Source organism: Stenotrophomonas sp. SMYL8 (assembly GCF_036320065.1).
Lineage (GTDB): Bacteria > Pseudomonadota > Gammaproteobacteria > Xanthomonadales > Xanthomonadaceae > Stenotrophomonas > Stenotrophomonas maltophilia_A.
On record NZ_JAWIRR010000018.1, the window covers coordinates 79,171 to 94,754 of the forward strand.

General features: G+C 66.9%; 14 protein-coding genes. 3 read left to right on the forward strand and 11 right to left on the reverse strand.

All coding sequences use genetic code 11. The annotated features are described in order from the left end of the window. Positions 1-146: 146 nt before the first annotated feature. The 6 genes from V3B25_RS14775 to V3B25_RS14800 all read right to left on the reverse strand — a co-directional run bounded on the left by V3B25_RS14775 (position 147) and on the right by V3B25_RS14800 (position 6,437). Positions 147-1,571, reverse strand: coding sequence for a sensor histidine kinase (locus V3B25_RS14775; RefSeq protein ID WP_329810899.1), 1,425 nt, complete (start codon positions 1,569-1,571; stop codon positions 147-149). 25 nt (positions 1,572-1,596) lie between these two features. Continuing rightward, a complete protein-coding gene (locus tag V3B25_RS14780) occupies positions 1,597-2,280 on the reverse strand; it encodes a response regulator transcription factor (RefSeq protein WP_004136763.1) in 684 nt (227 codons plus the stop codon). A gap of 73 nt (positions 2,281-2,353) precedes the next feature. Next, entirely contained in the window at positions 2,354-2,728 is a 375-nt protein-coding gene (locus tag V3B25_RS14785) for a hypothetical protein (RefSeq protein ID WP_329810900.1), read from the reverse strand. Between the two features lie 212 nt (positions 2,729-2,940). Next, complete coding sequence (gene dusA, locus V3B25_RS14790; RefSeq protein ID WP_049421462.1) at positions 2,941-3,972, reverse strand: tRNA dihydrouridine(20/20a) synthase DusA; 1,032 nt, start codon at positions 3,970-3,972, stop codon at positions 2,941-2,943. 206 nt (positions 3,973-4,178) lie between these two features. Further along, a complete protein-coding gene (locus V3B25_RS14795; protein ID WP_049421463.1) occupies positions 4,179-4,829 on the reverse strand; it encodes a DUF6338 family protein in 651 nt (216 codons plus the stop codon). 144 nt (positions 4,830-4,973) lie between these two features. Further along, complete coding sequence (locus tag V3B25_RS14800) at positions 4,974-6,437, reverse strand: SulP family inorganic anion transporter (RefSeq protein WP_329810901.1); 1,464 nt, start codon at positions 6,435-6,437, stop codon at positions 4,974-4,976. 242 nt (positions 6,438-6,679) lie between these two features. Here V3B25_RS14800 and V3B25_RS14805 point away from each other — a divergent pair, with 242 nt between their 5' ends. Together V3B25_RS14805 and V3B25_RS14810 are read left to right on the forward strand one after the other, a co-directional pair. Further along, entirely contained in the window at positions 6,680-7,636 is a 957-nt protein-coding gene (locus V3B25_RS14805) for a cation transporter (protein ID WP_049399847.1), read from the forward strand. Between the two features lie 111 nt (positions 7,637-7,747). Then, the gene (locus tag V3B25_RS14810; RefSeq protein WP_049399846.1) at positions 7,748-8,173 is read left to right on the forward strand and encodes an organic hydroperoxide resistance protein; all 426 of its coding nucleotides are present in this window, start codon (positions 7,748-7,750) and stop codon (positions 8,171-8,173) included. A gap of 147 nt (positions 8,174-8,320) precedes the next feature. On the opposite strand, the gene mmsB is transcribed toward V3B25_RS14810, so the two are convergent. Genes mmsB through V3B25_RS14835 form a run of 5 tightly spaced genes read right to left on the reverse strand, consistent with a single transcriptional unit; the run spans position 8,321 to position 13,860 of the window. After that, the gene (gene mmsB / locus V3B25_RS14815; protein ID WP_201117861.1) at positions 8,321-9,211 is read right to left on the reverse strand and encodes a 3-hydroxyisobutyrate dehydrogenase; all 891 of its coding nucleotides are present in this window, start codon (positions 9,209-9,211) and stop codon (positions 8,321-8,323) included. Continuing rightward, positions 9,208-10,383 carry an enoyl-CoA hydratase/isomerase family protein gene (locus V3B25_RS14820; protein ID WP_201117860.1) on the reverse strand — a complete coding sequence of 392 codons (1,176 nt, stop codon included), beginning with the start codon at positions 10,381-10,383 and terminating at the stop codon, positions 9,208-9,210. The genes mmsB and V3B25_RS14820 overlap by 4 nt, the downstream gene beginning before the upstream one ends. Continuing rightward, positions 10,380-11,177: an enoyl-CoA hydratase gene (locus V3B25_RS14825; protein WP_107431566.1), complete on the reverse strand. Its 798-nt coding sequence runs from the start codon at positions 11,175-11,177 to the stop codon at positions 10,380-10,382. Before V3B25_RS14825 ends, V3B25_RS14820 begins: the two co-directional genes overlap by 4 nt. Further along, a complete protein-coding gene (locus tag V3B25_RS14830) occupies positions 11,174-12,340 on the reverse strand; it encodes an acyl-CoA dehydrogenase family protein (RefSeq protein ID WP_071229412.1) in 1,167 nt (388 codons plus the stop codon). The genes V3B25_RS14825 and V3B25_RS14830 overlap by 4 nt, the downstream gene beginning before the upstream one ends. A 14-nt stretch (positions 12,341-12,354) precedes the next feature. Continuing rightward, on the reverse strand, positions 12,355-13,860 hold the full coding sequence (locus V3B25_RS14835; protein ID WP_049399840.1) for a CoA-acylating methylmalonate-semialdehyde dehydrogenase: 1,506 nt from the start codon (positions 13,858-13,860) through the stop codon (positions 12,355-12,357). A gap of 115 nt (positions 13,861-13,975) precedes the next feature. On the opposite strand from V3B25_RS14835, the gene V3B25_RS14840 reads away from it, so the two are divergent. Further along, complete coding sequence (locus V3B25_RS14840) at positions 13,976-15,343, forward strand: short-chain fatty acyl-CoA regulator family protein (protein WP_049421469.1); 1,368 nt, start codon at positions 13,976-13,978, stop codon at positions 15,341-15,343. The last annotated feature ends 241 nt before the right edge of the window (positions 15,344-15,584 follow it).

The window sequence follows — 15,584 nt, forward strand, 5'->3', positions numbered from 1 at the left end:
CGCCGACCCAATCCCGGTAGGGCCGGCCGCTGGCCGGCACCTTGGCAATGCCACCGAAGATCATGGGGTTGCCGGCCAGCGGCCGGCACTGCCGGAACACCCGCGCTGTTGCGCCAGGCGATGCCCGGCGGGCGGGAACGCGCGGATTACGGCCCTGGCGGCAGGCGCACTTCGAAACGGGCGCCGCCCAGTTCCTCGGAGCGGCCTACAGCCAGTTCACCGCGATAATCCTTGATCAGGTCCTGCACGATCGACAGGCCGATGCCGTGGCCCTGCACGCGCTCGTCGCCACGCACGCCACGCTGCAGCACCTTGCCGATGTCGTCCGGGGCGATGCCGGGGCCATCGTCGTCCACCGCCAGCAGCAGGCCGGCGCGGCGCGCGTTCGGTGCCGGCAGCGGCTGCGCGGTCAGCAGCACGCGGCGGTTGGCCCACTTGAAGGCGTTTTCCAGCAGGTTGCCCAGCAGTTCCTGCAGGTCGCCGGGTTCACCGTGGAAGCGCGCGGCCGGGTCGATGTCGAACTCGCACAGCACGCCCTTGGAGGCATAGACCTTTTCCAGGCCCCGCACGATTTCCTCCGCGTTGGATTCGATCGGCAGCGGCGCGGAGAACAGCTTGTGGCCCGACGACGCAGCACGTGCCAGCTGGTAGGAGACCAGGTTGTTCATGCGCTGCAACTGCACGTCCAGTTCCTCGCGCAGCGCGCCGTCGCCCGCGCCGCTGTCCATCTGCGTGCGCAGCACCGCAATGGGCGTCTTCAGGCTGTGTGCCAGATCGGCCAGGGTATTGCGCTGACGCTCGAGGTTCTCGCGCTCGCTTTCAATGAAGGCGTTGATGCTGTCGGTCAGGGGTTCCAGCTCGCGCGGGTGGCGCTCGCTCATGCGCGCGGTCTCGCCACGCTGCACCTTGGTCAGCTCGGTGATCACGCGGCGCAGCGGGCGCAGGCTCCACTGCAGGATGACGGTCTGCAGCAGCAGCAGGATCAGGCCGATGCCGCCGAGGTAGAACCACACCCGGCTGCGGAACACCCGCAGCTGTGCACCCAGCGCGCGCGAGTCTTCCATCACGTAGATGGTGTACGGGAATTCGGTGGCGGGGTCGGCGTCGGCATCCCACACCAGGCCCAGGCCATAGCGGTACACCGAGCCTTGGCTGCCGTCGATCTGGATCATCGGCAGCGGGCCTTCGAACACTTCCTGGCGAGGTGCCAGCAGGCCGCCGCCGACGGTGGGCAGCATCGGGCCTTCGGCGGACATCGAATTGCCCTTGCCGTGCGGCATCACCACCTGCAGGTACAGGCCGCTGCCGGGCACGTCGAAGCGCGAATCTGGCGGCTGCTCGCGGATGTACAGCGAGCGGTCGCGGGTGAAGTCGATGCCGGCCGCATAGGCGGTGGCGTAGTTCTTCAGGCGCTCACGCAGGTTCGCCTTCGCCGTATCGGCGAAGGCGGCGTCGAGCGCGTAACCGGCCAGCGCCAGGAACGCGACCAGACCCACGGACGCGGCGAACATCTGGCGCGCCTGCAGGGAGCGCGGCCGCCAGCGTCGGAAGAACCACAGACGGCCGGACATCGTGTTATCGCCAGGATGAGCCGGCTCAGCCCTCGTTGCGCGGGATCGCGAAACGGTAGCCGCGACCGCGCACGGTCTCGATCGGCTTCAGCTCGCCATCCGGGTCCAGCTTCTTGCGCAGGCGGCCGATGAAGACCTCCAGCACGTTCGAGTCGCGGTCGAAGTCCTGCTGGTAGATGTGCTCGGTGAGATCGGCCTTCGAGACCAGTTCACCGGCATGCATCATCAGGTACTCCAGCACCTTGTACTCGTAGCTGGTGAGGTCGACATTGCTGCCGGCCACGCTGACGGTCTGGGCAGCCAGATCCAGGGCAACCGGGCCACATTCCAGGGTCGGCTTGCTCCAGCCAGCGGCGCGGCGCAGCAGCGCATTGACGCGGGCCAGCAGTTCTTCGACGTGGAACGGCTTGACCAGGTAATCGTCGGCGCCCTGCTTCAGGCCCTCGACCTTGTCCTGCCAGCTAGAACGCGCGGTCAGGATCAGCACCGGGAACTTCTTGCCTTCGTCACGCAGGGCCTTGATCAGCTCCATGCCCGACATCTTGGGCAGGCCGAGGTCGATGATGCCGACATCGAACGGAACTTCGCGCCCCATGTAGAGGCCTTCCTCGCCGTCCTGCGCAGCATCGACGGCAAAGCCTTCGCGCTTGAGCCGGGCTGCCAGGGTCTCACGCAGCGGGGCTTCGTCTTCGACCAGAAGGATACGCATGAACTCTCCCTAGTGTCCTGGGTGTGGCCCGGAGGCCTGTGGGGTACGGGTTGATAGCGACGACTATCCCTGTTCAGGGGTTATCGCCGCGTAGTGATGACATATCCGACCGCGGCGTGCGCGGCTGTGAACGCGACGGCGCGGGGTCGTCCATGTAGCGGACCCGGCCCCGGTCGTCCATGTACTTCACCCGGTTGATATCACGACCATCGAACGGCACGCGCTCGGCACCGAGGATGTGGCCGCCGGTGGTGCGCTGCACGCGGCGCACGGCATCGGACAGCGAACGCTCGTCGCCACGGCCACCGCGCTCGCCCCGCTCCATCATCTCCGCCCGCCCCTGGTCGACGCGCGGCGGCTGTTGCGCCAGCGCCGAAGACAGCGGCACAGCCGACAGGACCACGCAGGTGGCCAGGGCAATGCGGCGATGGAAGGGAGCGGAAGACATCGATGCGATCCTAGCCGAGCACGGCGATTCGTTCAAAAGTCGTAAATCCGGCGCCGGGTTCGAAACCCAGCGTTTTACAAATCTTTTGCAAATTCTTGGTTTACAGCGGTGAATCCGGTCTGAACTTTTCCGGCCCTGCGCCTGAGTCGTTCAGCTAAGTGAACATTCGGGACGAATCGCCGTCTCTTGTCAAGTCAGGAATGTGACTGCTGTCACGCTGCGGCGCGATCAGCTTCGCGGTCGGTGACCGCCAAGGCCTGTTCGATCAGGCTCCAGCCGGCGCCGGGGCGGTGTGCGCCCTCGCTCAGCACCTGGCGGAATGCGCGCCCGCCGGGTTGGCCGTGGAACAGGCCGAGCAGGTGGCGGGTGATGTGCTTCAGCGCCAGGCCTTCGCCCAGCCGCGCCTCGATGTAGGGGCGCATCGCGCGCAGCAGGTCGCCACGGGCCTGCAGCGGGGCGCCGGTATGCAGCGCCTCCAGTTGATGCAGCAGGTAGGGGTCGTGATAGGCCGCCCGGCCCAGCATCACGCCATCGACGTGCGCGGCCTGCGCCTGCACCGCCTCGAGGCTGGCCAGTCCACCGTTGATCACCACCGGCAGTGCCGGGCGCTCCTGCTTCAGGCGGTAGGCCCAGTCGTATTTGAGCGGGGGAACCTCGCGGTTCTCCTTCGGCGACAGGCCCTTCAGCCACGCGTTGCGCGCATGCACCACCACCATCGCCGCACCGGCGGCGACCTGGCGGTCGACGAAGCTGGCAAACACGTCGTAGTCGTTGTCCTCGTCCACGCCCAGGCGGCACTTCACCGTCACCGGGATATCAACCGCGTCGACCATCGCCGCGACGCATTCGGCCACCAGCGCCGGCTCGCGCATCAGGCACGCGCCAAAACGCCCGGCCTGCACGCGGTCGGACGGGCAGCCGCAGTTGAGGTTGACCTCGTCATAGCCCCACTCGGCGGCGATGCGCGCGGCCTGCGCCAGCAGCACCGGATCACTGCCACCCAGCTGCAGCGCCAGCGGCTGCTCGCTGCGGTCGAAGCCGAGCAGGCGCTCGCGGTCGCCGTGGATGACCGCGTTGGCGTGCACCATTTCCGTGTAAAGGCGCGCGCCCGGTGCCAGCACGCGGTGGAACACGCGGCAATGGCGATCCGTCCAGTCCATCATCGGGGCGACGGACAGGCGCAGGGAATCGGCGTAACGGGCGGTGGCGGACGTCATCGGGGCGTTGATCGTGGAGACTGGCATTGCCAGTGAGATCAATAGTTTACACCGGGCGGCTGAATGCGCCCGGTCAGCCGCGCTGCGAGCGCCGGTTGGGCCCGGCTCCGGCTGGCGGCCGGGGCGGGCTGGGCGGTGGCGGCGGACGCTTCCTGCCCTCGGGGAGCTTGGGGTTCGCGTTCTCCATGGATACGACCAACTGGTCCAGTGGTGGGTTGGAACCCTTCCTCAACTTAGCCATCGTCTGTCTCCTGGAGAATCTCAACCCACTGCACATCCACTGCGTGAATCAGTATGCCATCGAGCTGCGGAAGCTCGACCACGGCGGGGCTGGCCACGTGATCCGCTGCTGGATCGGCACCTTCATCGGGTGGATCCGCATCCACCAGCCAGGCCGGCATCTGCATGTAGAACTGTCCCGCAGCGGGGCTGATCGGCCACTCCTTGGGGTAGCCGGTCAATCGACGGCCATCCTTCAATTGCAGCACCACGAAGGCAGGACGCGTACCCAGCACGCAGTACCACTCGCTCGGGTGGGACGTACGGGTAGTGAAGCCTGCACGACGGAGAACCCTGTGGAGGGAATCCTTGTTCGCAGCGAGGGCCAATCCTGCCCCCAGCAGTGCGGCGAGGACAAAACCCCATAGCAGGCTGCTGGTCTGGGTCCAGGTCCCCAGCACAAAGCAGCGACCAGCCAGCAGGAGCAACAGTTCGGTGAACTTGACCAGCACCTGGACGGCGAAGGTGAACACCAGCGCTTCCACGGTCCTTTCGAACTGCGGTGGCTTGGGGTGTGAAGTCAGCCCGTAGAACACCCAGGCTGCCAGGAAGCCCGGCAGCAGAAAGGTCAGCAGCGTGGTGGCGTTGTTGAAGAGCGAATCCATTCCGGCAGAAGTACTCCGTCGTGAGGATCACAACGGAGCACGATCGCGGCGATTCTTCCACATTGGGTGGGGTTCACAGGCTGAAGATGCAGCAACCGCAACAGCGGCCATGGCGTTGCAGTTCCTCCACGAGAGCCGATAGCGTCAATGCGCGCTGCCAGCAGCGCCTTTGCCACCCACCTGCTCAATGAGGGTCTGGCCGGCCGCATTGAGCCCCACCACCGTCACCTCCGCACCATGCGTGGCCAGCTTTTCCTGCGCCCGCTCCAGCGCGGCCACGGCAGTCAGGTCCCACAGATGGGCATCGCGCAGATCAATCTGCACCTTCGGCGCCACGTGCTGGTAATCGAACGCCGCACCCAGCTGCCCCGCCGAGGCAAAGAACACCTGCCCGCGCACGCGGTAGACCTGCGTGTCACCGGCATCGTCGCGCTGCACGTCCAGCATGCGGCCAACCTTGCGCGCGAAGAACAGGGCCGACAGCAGCACACCGCTGAGCACGCCCTTGGCCAGATCGTGGGTAGCCACGGTGACCACCACGGTCAGCAGCATCACCGCAGAGGAACTGCGCGGATGCGTGCGCAGGTCGCGCAGCGAGCGCCAGCTGAAGGTGCCGATGCTGACCATGATCATCACCGCCACCAGCGCCGCCATTGGGATCTGCCGTACCAGATCGCTGCCGTACACCACCAGCACCAGCAGGAACACGCCAGCCACCAGGCAGGACAGGCGGCCGCGGCCACCGGAGGTCACGTTGATCACCGACTGGCCGATCATCGCGCAACCGGCCATGCCACCGAGGAAGCCGGTGACCGTGTTCGCCACGCCCTGGCCGACACATTCGCGGTTGCGCTCGCTGGGCGTCTCGGTGATGTCCTCGACGATCTGCAGGGTCATCATCGATTCGAGCAGGCCGACCACGGCCAGCGTGGCCGACACCGGCAGAAGGATGCGCAGCGTTTCCCAGGTAAGCGGCACATCGGGAATGAGGAAATGCGGCAGGCTGTCAGGCAACTGGCCCATGTCACCGACGCTGCGTACGTCTACACCAAAGCCGATCACCACGGCAGTCAGCACCACAATGGCCACCAGCGGTGATGGCACGGCGCGGGTGAGGCGTGGCAGCAGGTAGATGATCGCCAGCGCGGCGGCGCACAACACGTAGACCGCAGGGCCGCGGCCGATCAGCTCGGGCATCTGTGCCAGGAAGATCAGGATCGCCAGCGCGTTGACGAAGCCGGTGATGACCGAGCGCGAGACGAAACGCATCAACGCGCCGAGCTTGAACACGCCGGCCAGCACCTGCAGCAACCCCGCCAGGATGCTGGCAGCGAACAGGTACTGCAGGCCGTGGTCCTTGACCAGGTCGACCATCACCAGCGCCATTGCACCGGTGGCGGCGGAGATCATGCCGGGGCGGCCGCCAGCGATGGCAGTGATGACGGCAATCGAGAACGCGGCATACAGGCCGACCTTTGGGTCGACGCCGGCGATGAGCGAGAACGCGATGGCCTCGGGAATCAGGGCCAGGGCGACGACGATGCCGGACAGCAGGTCGCCACGGATGTTGCCGAGCCATTGCTGGCGCAGGGGGTAGGACGTTTGCATGGGAAAGCTCCGCGCGCAGGCGGGCGTGGCCGCATGGCGCTGCAGTGGAAAGACACGGGTTCCTGAGCCGGGCGGGCCGGCTGCCGATGTGCGGCAAGGGTCAGGGTGGCGTGATCACTGCAGGCGGGCGTCGGTACGTGGGAGGGACGCAGTCTACGGGAAGCGGCCCCACGGGGGTAGCGCGGTTGGCCGGCGAAGGCAGCGAAAGGCAGCGGAGCCTGGCTCCGCTCTACAATTGAACCATGGCCGCCAACCGCCCGCAGTTCTTCGACCCCGCCACCGAACAGGGCGTGCTGCGCCTGTCGATCGCCGCCTCGCTGCTGCTGGCCGCGGCGGCGGTGGTGTTCGGCCTGCTGGCCAATTCCTCGCTGATCATCTTCGACGGCATCTACGGCCTGATCGACGTGGTGATGACCTGGCTGTCACTGCTGGTGGCGCGGTTGATCGCGCTGTCCACTCAGACCGACGCCCTGCAGTCGCGGCTCAACCAGCGCTTCACCATGGGCTTCTGGCACCTGGAGCCGATCGTGCTGGGGGTCAGCGGCACACTGATGATCGGTGCGGCGCTGTATGCGCTGGTCAATGCGGTGGACGCGTTGATGTCCGGGGGCCGCCACATCGCCCTCGGCCCGGCCATTGCCTTCGCCGGGCTGTCGATCGTAGGCGAAGCCGCGCTGGCCTGGTTCATCCTGCGCGCCAACCGCCGCATCGGCTCGGAGTTCATCGCGCTGGACGCGAAGAACTGGGTGATCGCGGCCAGCATGTCGGCCTGCTACCTGCTGGCGTTTCTCGGCGGCGTGCTGGTACAGGGCACCTCGTGGGCCTGGGTCGGGCCGTACATCGACCCGGCCATCCTCGCCTTCGTCTGCGTGCTGGTGATGATCGCCCCGCTCGGCACGGTGCGCCGGGCGCTGGCCGGCATCCTGCTGGTGACCCCGCCGGAACTGCAGGCCCATGTGGATGCAGTGGCACGCGGGATCGTGGCCAAGCACGGCTTCGTCGAGCACCGCAGCTACGTGGCCCAGGTGGGGCGTGGCGAGCAGATCGAGCTGTTCTTCGTGGTGCCGGAAAACGACCCGCCGCGGCCCCTGGTGGAATGGGACCAGCTGCGCGACGAGATCGGCGATGCACTGGGCGAGGCCTCGCCGGACCGCTGGCTGACCATCATGTTCACCACCGACCGCGAATGGACGATCTAGGCTGGCAGGACGATCAATCAAATTTTTCGTACGCATTGCAACCCAACGTACGCGGAAACCGGGCAAAGTAGGCTCCATCGCAACACCCACCCACCGACCAGGAGCATCCCGATGTCCATCGAAAAGGTTCTGTACACCGCCCAGGCCACCTCCACCGGCGGCCGTGAAGGCCGTTCCGTCTCCTCCGACAACGTGCTGGATATCCAGCTGTCGACCCCGCGCGAGCTGGGCGGCGCCGGCGGCCCGGGCACCAACCCGGAACAGCTGTTCGCGGCCGGCTACTCGGCTTGCTTCCTGGGCGCGCTGAAGTTCGTGGCCGGCCAGGCCAAGGTCGCGCTGCCGGCCGACACCACGGTGACCGGCAAGGTCGGCATCGGCCAGATCCCGACCGGTTTCGGCATCGAAGCCGAGCTGACCATCAGCGCTCCTGGCGTGCCGCGCGAGCAGCTGGAAGAACTGGTGCAGAAGGCGCACATCGTGTGCCCGTACTCGAATGCCACGCGCGGCAACATTGACGTGACGCTGGTCGTTGCCTGATGGGGTGATGCCGGCCAGCGGCCGGCACTACCCGCGCCAGAGCAAAAAAATGGGCGGATGCCGGTCGAAACCGAACATCCGCCCATCCCACCTTCGTTGTCCCGCACGGGGGCATGAGGTTGCCGGCCAGCGGCCGGCACTACCAGGTCACTTTTCGCTCGTGATGAGCTGCACGACGCTGGAGAAATCCAGCTTGCCGCGGCCGGCCTGGTGGTTCATCGAGTACAGGTTGCGGGCCACTTCGCCCAGCGGGATCGAGGCGCCGACACTCATCGCCGCTTCCACCGCCAGGCCCATGTCCTTCAGCATCAGATCGCTGCCGAAGCCGCCGCTGTAGCCACGCGAGGCCGGGGCGTTTTCCAGCACGCCCGGCCACGGGTTGCACACTTCGGTGGCCCAGCTGCGGCCGGTGCTGACCGCCATCATCTGCGACAGCACCTTCGGGTCCAGCCCGTGTGCCACGCCCAGCGCGATGGCTTCACCGGTCACCGCCATGATCACGCCCAGCGCCATGTTGTTGCACAGCTTGGCGACCTGGCCGGCACCACTGGCGCCGACATGGAAGATGTTCTTGCCCATCGCCTGCAGCACCGGGCGGGCGCGCTCCAGCGCATCCTCCTCGCCACCGACGATGAAGGTCAGGGTGCCGGCCTGGGCACCGGCGGTACCGCCGGATACCGGCGCGTCGATCATCTGCAGGCCACGTGCGGCAGCGGCTTCAGAGACCTTGCGGGCGCTGGCCGGTGCGATCGTGCTGCAGTCGATGACCAGTGCGCCGGCCGGAATCGCGGCAAGAATGCCGTCATCGCCCAGGTACACGCCTTCGACGTGGCGGCTGGCCGGCAGCATCGAGATCACCACCTCGGCATCGGCCAGGGTTTCGCGCGCCGATGCAGCCGCGCTGGCGCCGGCATCGACGGCGGCCTGCACCGCGGCCGGGACCAGATCGAACACGCGCACGCTGTGGCCGTTCTTGACCAGATTGGCGGCCATCGGGCCACCCATGTTGCCCAACCCGATGAATGCAATGCGGCTCATGCAAGGCTCCTTTCAACAAGGGGAGTGCCCAGGTCGGCCAGCGGATGCGCGGCATCGGCCCAGGGGGAAGCGAAGAAGGTGTCGGCCCACGCGCCGGTGGCCTCGGCCAGGGTGGCCGGGTTCCACTGCGGATTGCGGTCCTTGTCGATCAGCAGCGCGCGGATGCCTTCGGCGAAATCACCGTGGGCGGCGCAATGCAGGGCGACGATGTACTCCAGGCGATAGATCGCGGCCAGGCCCTGACCGGCACTGCGGCGCTGCAGTTCGTACGACAACCGTGCCGAGCCTGGTGCACCGGCGGCGAGGGTCTTCTGTGCCGCCTGCAGCCAGGCATCGTCGGTCTGCAGACCGGCGATGCGCGCAATGATGGCCTGCAGGTCATCGCCTTCGCACAACGCATCAACCTGCGCCGCATTGGCCAGCAGCGGGCCGGTGGCAGCATCGCTGGCATGCGACTGCAGCAGATGGCTGAGCCGTTCGTGGTTGTGTGCGGCATCGCTGGACCACGCGACCTGCAGCAGCGCATCGAACACCGCGCTGCGGCGTTCTTCGGCCACGTGCACGTCGGCCAGGCCGGCGTAGATGGCGTCGCCCGGATTGAGCAGCGCGCCGGTCAGCGCCAGGAACAGGCCGCCCTTGCCGGGTACACGCGGCAGCAGCCAGCTGCCACCCACATCCGGGAACAGACCGACGGTGATTTCCGGGAAGGCCAGCTTGGAGCGCTCGCTGACCACGCGGTGGCTGGCACCGGACATCAGGCCGATGCCACCGCCCATCACGATGCCATGGCCCCAGCACAGGATCGGCTTGGCATAGGTGTGGATGAGGTAATCGACGCGGTATTCGACGTCGAAGAACTCGGCCGCGTAATCGTTCTCGCGGATGTCGCTGCGGCCGGCCTCGCGGAAGGCGACCATGCTCTTGTACAGGCTGTGCAGGTCACCGCCGGCGCAGAACGCCTTTTCGCCTGCGCCCTGCAGAACCACCATGGCGATGCCATCGTCGTCGGCCCAGGCATTCAACTGCTTCAGCAGCAGGTGTGCCATCGGCAGCGAGAAACCGTTGAGCGTACGCGGCGCATTGAGCGTGGCGATGCCGATGCGCGTGCCGTTGCCGGCTGCGCGCTCTTCGAACAGCACCGGTGCGTCATCGGCAACGGTATCGGCGCTCATGCGTTCTTCCACTGCGCGGCGCGCTTTTCCAGGAAGGCGGTCACGCCCTCGACCTGGTCGGCGGTGTCGAACAGATCGACGAAGGCTTCGCGTTCGGCCACCAGCGCCGAAGCGTGGGTACCGGTGCGGGTGGCCTGCACCAGGGTCTTGCAGGCGGCGATGCTGGTCGGGCTCTGCTTGCCGGCCTTATTCGCCCATTCCAGCGCCAGCGCCTTGGCTTCGCCCTTGCCGACCTTTTCTTCGGCCAGGCCAATGCGCACGGCGGTTTCAGCGTTGATGCGCTCGCCCAGCAGGATCATGCGCTTGGCCCAGCCCTCGCCAACCAGGCGCGGCAGGTTCTGGGTGCCACCGGCGCACGGCAGCAGGCCGACGGTGGCCTCCGGCAGCGCGACTTGGGCGTGGTCTTCGATGATGCGCAGGTCACAGGCCAGCGCGCATTCCAGGCCACCGCCCATGGCGTAGCCGTTGATCGCGGCGATCGACACGCCACGGAAACCAGACAGCGCTTCGAAGGCTTCACCGAAGCGGCGCGCGGCTTCACGTGCAGCGGCCTTGTCGCCGGAGGCGAACTGGTTGAGATCGGCACCGGCGGAGAAGAACTTCTCGCCGTCACCGGTGATCACCAGCGCGTAGATGTCGCGGTCTGCGTTGAGCGCGCCGACCAGATCACGCAGCGCCGACAGGCTGTGCACGGTCCAGGTATGCGCCGGCGGGTTGTTCAGGGTGACCACGGCGGTGTGGCCATCCACCTCCACCTTCAGGCCCACGTGCTCCTGGGTACGCCAATCCTTCATCGCAGTTCCTCTTCGGTGTTGAGCAGGTGACGGGCAACGATCACCCGCATGATCTCGTTGGTGCCTTCCAGGATCTGGTGCACGCGGCAGTCACGCAGCAGGCGCTCGATCGGGTATTCGCGGATGTAGCCGTAGCCGCCGTGGATCTGCAGTGCCTCGTTGCAGACGTTGAAACCGGCATCGGTGGCGAAGCGCTTGGCCATCGCGCACCACACGTTGGCGTCGCTGGCACCGGCATCGAGCTTGCGCGCAGCGGTGTGCACCATCTGCCGTGCGGCCACCAGCTGGGTGACCATGTCGGCCAGCTTGAACTGCAGGGCCTGGAACTCGGCCAGTGCCTTGCCGAACTGGCGGCGTTCGCCCATGTAGCGGCGTGCAGCGTCCAGCGCACCCTGCGCGGCACCCAGCGAGCAGGCGGCGATGTTGATGCGGCCGCCATCGAGCCCCTTCATCGCCAGCTTGAAGCCGCCGCCTTCCTCTCCCAGAAGGTGGCTGACCGGTACGCGGACGTTTTCGAAGGTGATGCCACGGGTGGGCTGGCTGTTCCAGCCCATCTTCTCTTCCTTGCGGCCGAAGCTGATGCCCGGCAGGTCGGCTGGCACCGCAATGGCGCTGACACCGCCGGCACCGGCACCACCGGTACGCGCCATCACCACCAGCAGCTCGGTGGCACCGGCGCCGGAGATGAAGGCCTTGGAACCGTTCAGCACGTAGAAGTCGCCATCGCGCACGGCCGTGGTCTTCAGCGACGCCGCATCGGAACCGGCGCCCGGTTCGGTCAGGCAGTACGAGGCCAGCTTGTTGCCCGAAGACAGATCGGTGCCCCACGCATCGCGCAGTGCCGGCTGGCCCCACTTGGACACCATCCACGAGGCCATGTTGTGGATGCTGATGTACGCCGCGGTCGACGGATCGACGTTGGCGAGTTCCTCGATGACGACGGCGGCGTCCAGTCGGCTCAGGCCGCTGCCGCCCACTTCCGGGTCCATGTACAGGCCGCAGAAGCCCAGTTCACCAGCCTTGGCGATCGCCTCGCGCGGAAAGATGCCCTCCGCATCCCATCGCGCGGCGTGCGGCGCCAGTTCGGCCTGTGCGAAGTCGCGCGCCGCCTCGCGGTACGCCTGCTGCGCTTCTTCCAGTTCCGTCGTCATCGAGTGGCTCATGGCTGCTCCTGCCGTTACTTCAGGCTGATCGTGGTGTTGACGCCATGGCTGAGCGTCTCGTCATCGAACCAGCGCGCGGTGACCGTCTTGGTCTGGGTGTAGAACAGCACCACCTGCTTGCCGTACGGGCCCAGGTCGCCCAGCTTGGAGGCGCGCGAACCGGTGAACGAGAACAGCGGCACCGGCACCGGGATCGGCACGTTGATGCCGACCTGGCCGACGTCGATGTCTTCCTGGAACTTGCGCGCGGCGGCGCCGGACTGGGTGAACAGTGCGGTGCCGTTGCCGTTCGGGTTGCTGTTGACCATCGCGATGGCCTCTTCCAGCGTCTCTGCTTCGAGGATGACCAGCACCGGCCCGAAGATTTCTTCCTGGTAGATGCGCATGTCGGTGGTGACACCGGCAAAGATGGTCGGGCCAACGAAGTTGCCCTTCTCGAAACCATCGACCTGCGGCTTGCGGCCATCGAGCACCAGCTTGGCGCCCTGCTCCACGCCCGAGGCGATCAGGCCTTCCACGCGCTCGCGGGCGCTGCAGGAAATGACCGGACCGACGTCGGTGCCGGCGACGGTGCCGCCGCTGACCTTCAGGGTCTTGGCCTTGGTGACCAGGTCCTGCACCCAGTTGCGTGCTTCACCGACCAGCACCAGGGTGGAGGCGGCCATGCAGCGCTGGCCCGCGGCACCGAAGGCGGCGCCGACCATCGCGTTGAGGGTCTGCTCCTTGTTGGCGTCCGGCAGCACCACGGCGTGGTTCTTGGCGCCCATCATGCACTGCACGCGCTTGCCGGCCAGCGAGGCACGGTTGTAGACGTGGGTACCGACGCGGGTGGAACCGACGAACGAGACGGCCTTGATGTCCGGGTGGTCGCAGATCGCGTTGACCACTTCCTCGCCGCCGTGGACGACGTTCAGCACGCCCTTCGGAATGCCGGCTTCCAGCGCCAGCTCGACCAGGCGCATGGTGACCATCGGGTCCTGCTCGGACGGCTTGAGGATGAAGGTGTTGCCCGTTGCAATCGCCATCGGGAACATCCACAGCGGGATCATCGCCGGGAAGTTGAACGGGGTGATGCCGGCGCACACGCCCAGCGGCTGCATGATCGTGTAGGTGTCCACGCCATTGGCCACGTTGTTGGCCAGCTCGCCCAGCTGCAGGTTGCCGATGGCGGCGGCGTGCTCGACCACTTCCAGGCCGCGGAACACATCGCCTTCGGCGTCGGGCAGGGTCTTGCCCTGTTCGGCGGTGAGGATGTGCGCCAGCTCGCTCATGTTCTCGCGGATCAGCTGCTGGTACTTCAGGAAGATGCGCGCGCGGGTGCCGATCGGGGTCTTGCGCCAGGTCTTGAAGGCTTCCTTGGCGGCGGCAACGGCGGCGTCCACTTCGCCGGTGGTGGCGAACGGCACCTTGGCCAGCACGTCCTGGGTGGCCGGATTGATCACGTCCTGCCAGTGGGAAGTAGCCGATTCAACGAACTGGCCATCGATCAGCATGCGGATACGGGGCGCTGCAACAGTCATGACGACAATCCCACGGGGTGCGAAAGATGCTTGGCATTATTCACAGCACCCAACTCGATTTCCGGGCTGAATCCGCTTAATCTGGCCAACACGCCAGACGATTCATGTTAATTCTGTGAATTATTCAGCCCCCCAGCGACAACTTGGCCTGCGCCTGCTGCGGCTGCGCGAGCAGCGCGGCTACAGCCAGGCGGATCTGGCACGGGCGCTGGGGCTGTCGGCCAGCTACCTGAACCAGATCGAGCGCAACAAGCGCCCGCTCACCCCGGCCGTGCAGAAGAAGCTGGGCGAGGTATTGGGCGACGTTTCCGCACTGTTCGACGAGGATGAGCCCGCCGCCCTGCAGGAAGCGCTGGGCGAGACCCTGCGCGATCTGGGCCTGGCCGAGGTCAGCGCCACCGAACTGCGCGCGTTGGCCGGCAACCTGCCGCAGGTCAGCCGCGCGCTGCTGGATCTGCACCGCCGCCACCTGGCGCTGCGCGAGCATGCCGCCGCACTGGAATTCCAGCTGGGTGAGCCCGGCGCCGGCAGCACCTTGCCCGCTGGCGACCAGGTACGCGAGTTCTTCAACCGCATGCACAACCACATCCCCGAGCTGGATGAGTTGGCCGAGCAGCTGTTCGCCGAGTGGGGGCTGTCACCGGGGCATGTGGCACCACGGCTGCGCCAGCTGCTGGCCGACCGCCATGGCGTGCTGGTGGAGGTGGCCGCACTGCAGGCCGGGCGCGAAAAGCGCCAGTACGACGCCGGTGCGCGGCGGCTGTGGCTGCCCGATTACCTGGAGCCTGGCCAGCAGGCGTTCCAGATGGCGGCCGAACTGGCGCTGCACGGTTACCTGCCGCAGATCGATGCGGTGGTGGCGCGCGCCGGCTTCACCGATGACGCGCGCATCGCGCAGGCGCGGATCGGTCTTTCCAACTATTTCGCCGGCGCGCTGGTGATGCCGTACATGCGCTTCCTGCGCGCGGCCGAAACCAGCAGCTACGACATCGAACTGCTGGCGCACCAGTTCGGCGTCGGCTTCGAAGCGGTCTGCCATCGGCTGAGCACGCTGGCACGGCGCAGTGCGCCAGGCCTGCCGTTCTTCTTCATCCGCGTGGACCGCGCCGGCAATGTGTCCAAGCGCCACTCCGCCACCGATTTCCACTTCTCGCAGGTGGGCGGTTCGTGCCCGCTGTGGATCGTCTACGAGGCATTCAACCAGCCCGGCCGCATCCTCACCCAGACCGCGCGCATGCCCGATGGGCGGCGCCACTTCTGGCTGGCGCGGCAGGTCAGCAGCGGGCCGGTGGGCCATGGCCAGCCGCGCAAGACCTTCGCGGTGGCGCTGGGCTGCGACCTGCAGCATGCCGAACGGTTGGTGTATTCGCTGGGACTGGATGTGCAGAGCCCGGGTAATTCGGTGTCGATCGGGCCGGGTTGCCGGGTGTGCCCGCGTGAGGACTGCATGCAGCGCGCGTTCGCGCAGTTGCCGGGGCGGTAGGGAGTTTTGCAGGGCTGCGCCCTGCACCTGCTTCAATTCAAGGCAACAGCAAAAGCAACAGCGGGCCTTCCGTGGGATGGCGGGGTGGGCCCGGTTGCGGGGGACGCTGCAAGTCCCCTCCGGGGCCCGGCCCAGCCGCTGGCGGCTGTGCGTTCGGGCGCTTGCGAAGCAGTGCTTCGCAAGCAAAGCGCCCTCACCCATGTAAGCTCGGTCGCCGCTTGCTCGTGTGCGCAGTCCTGCG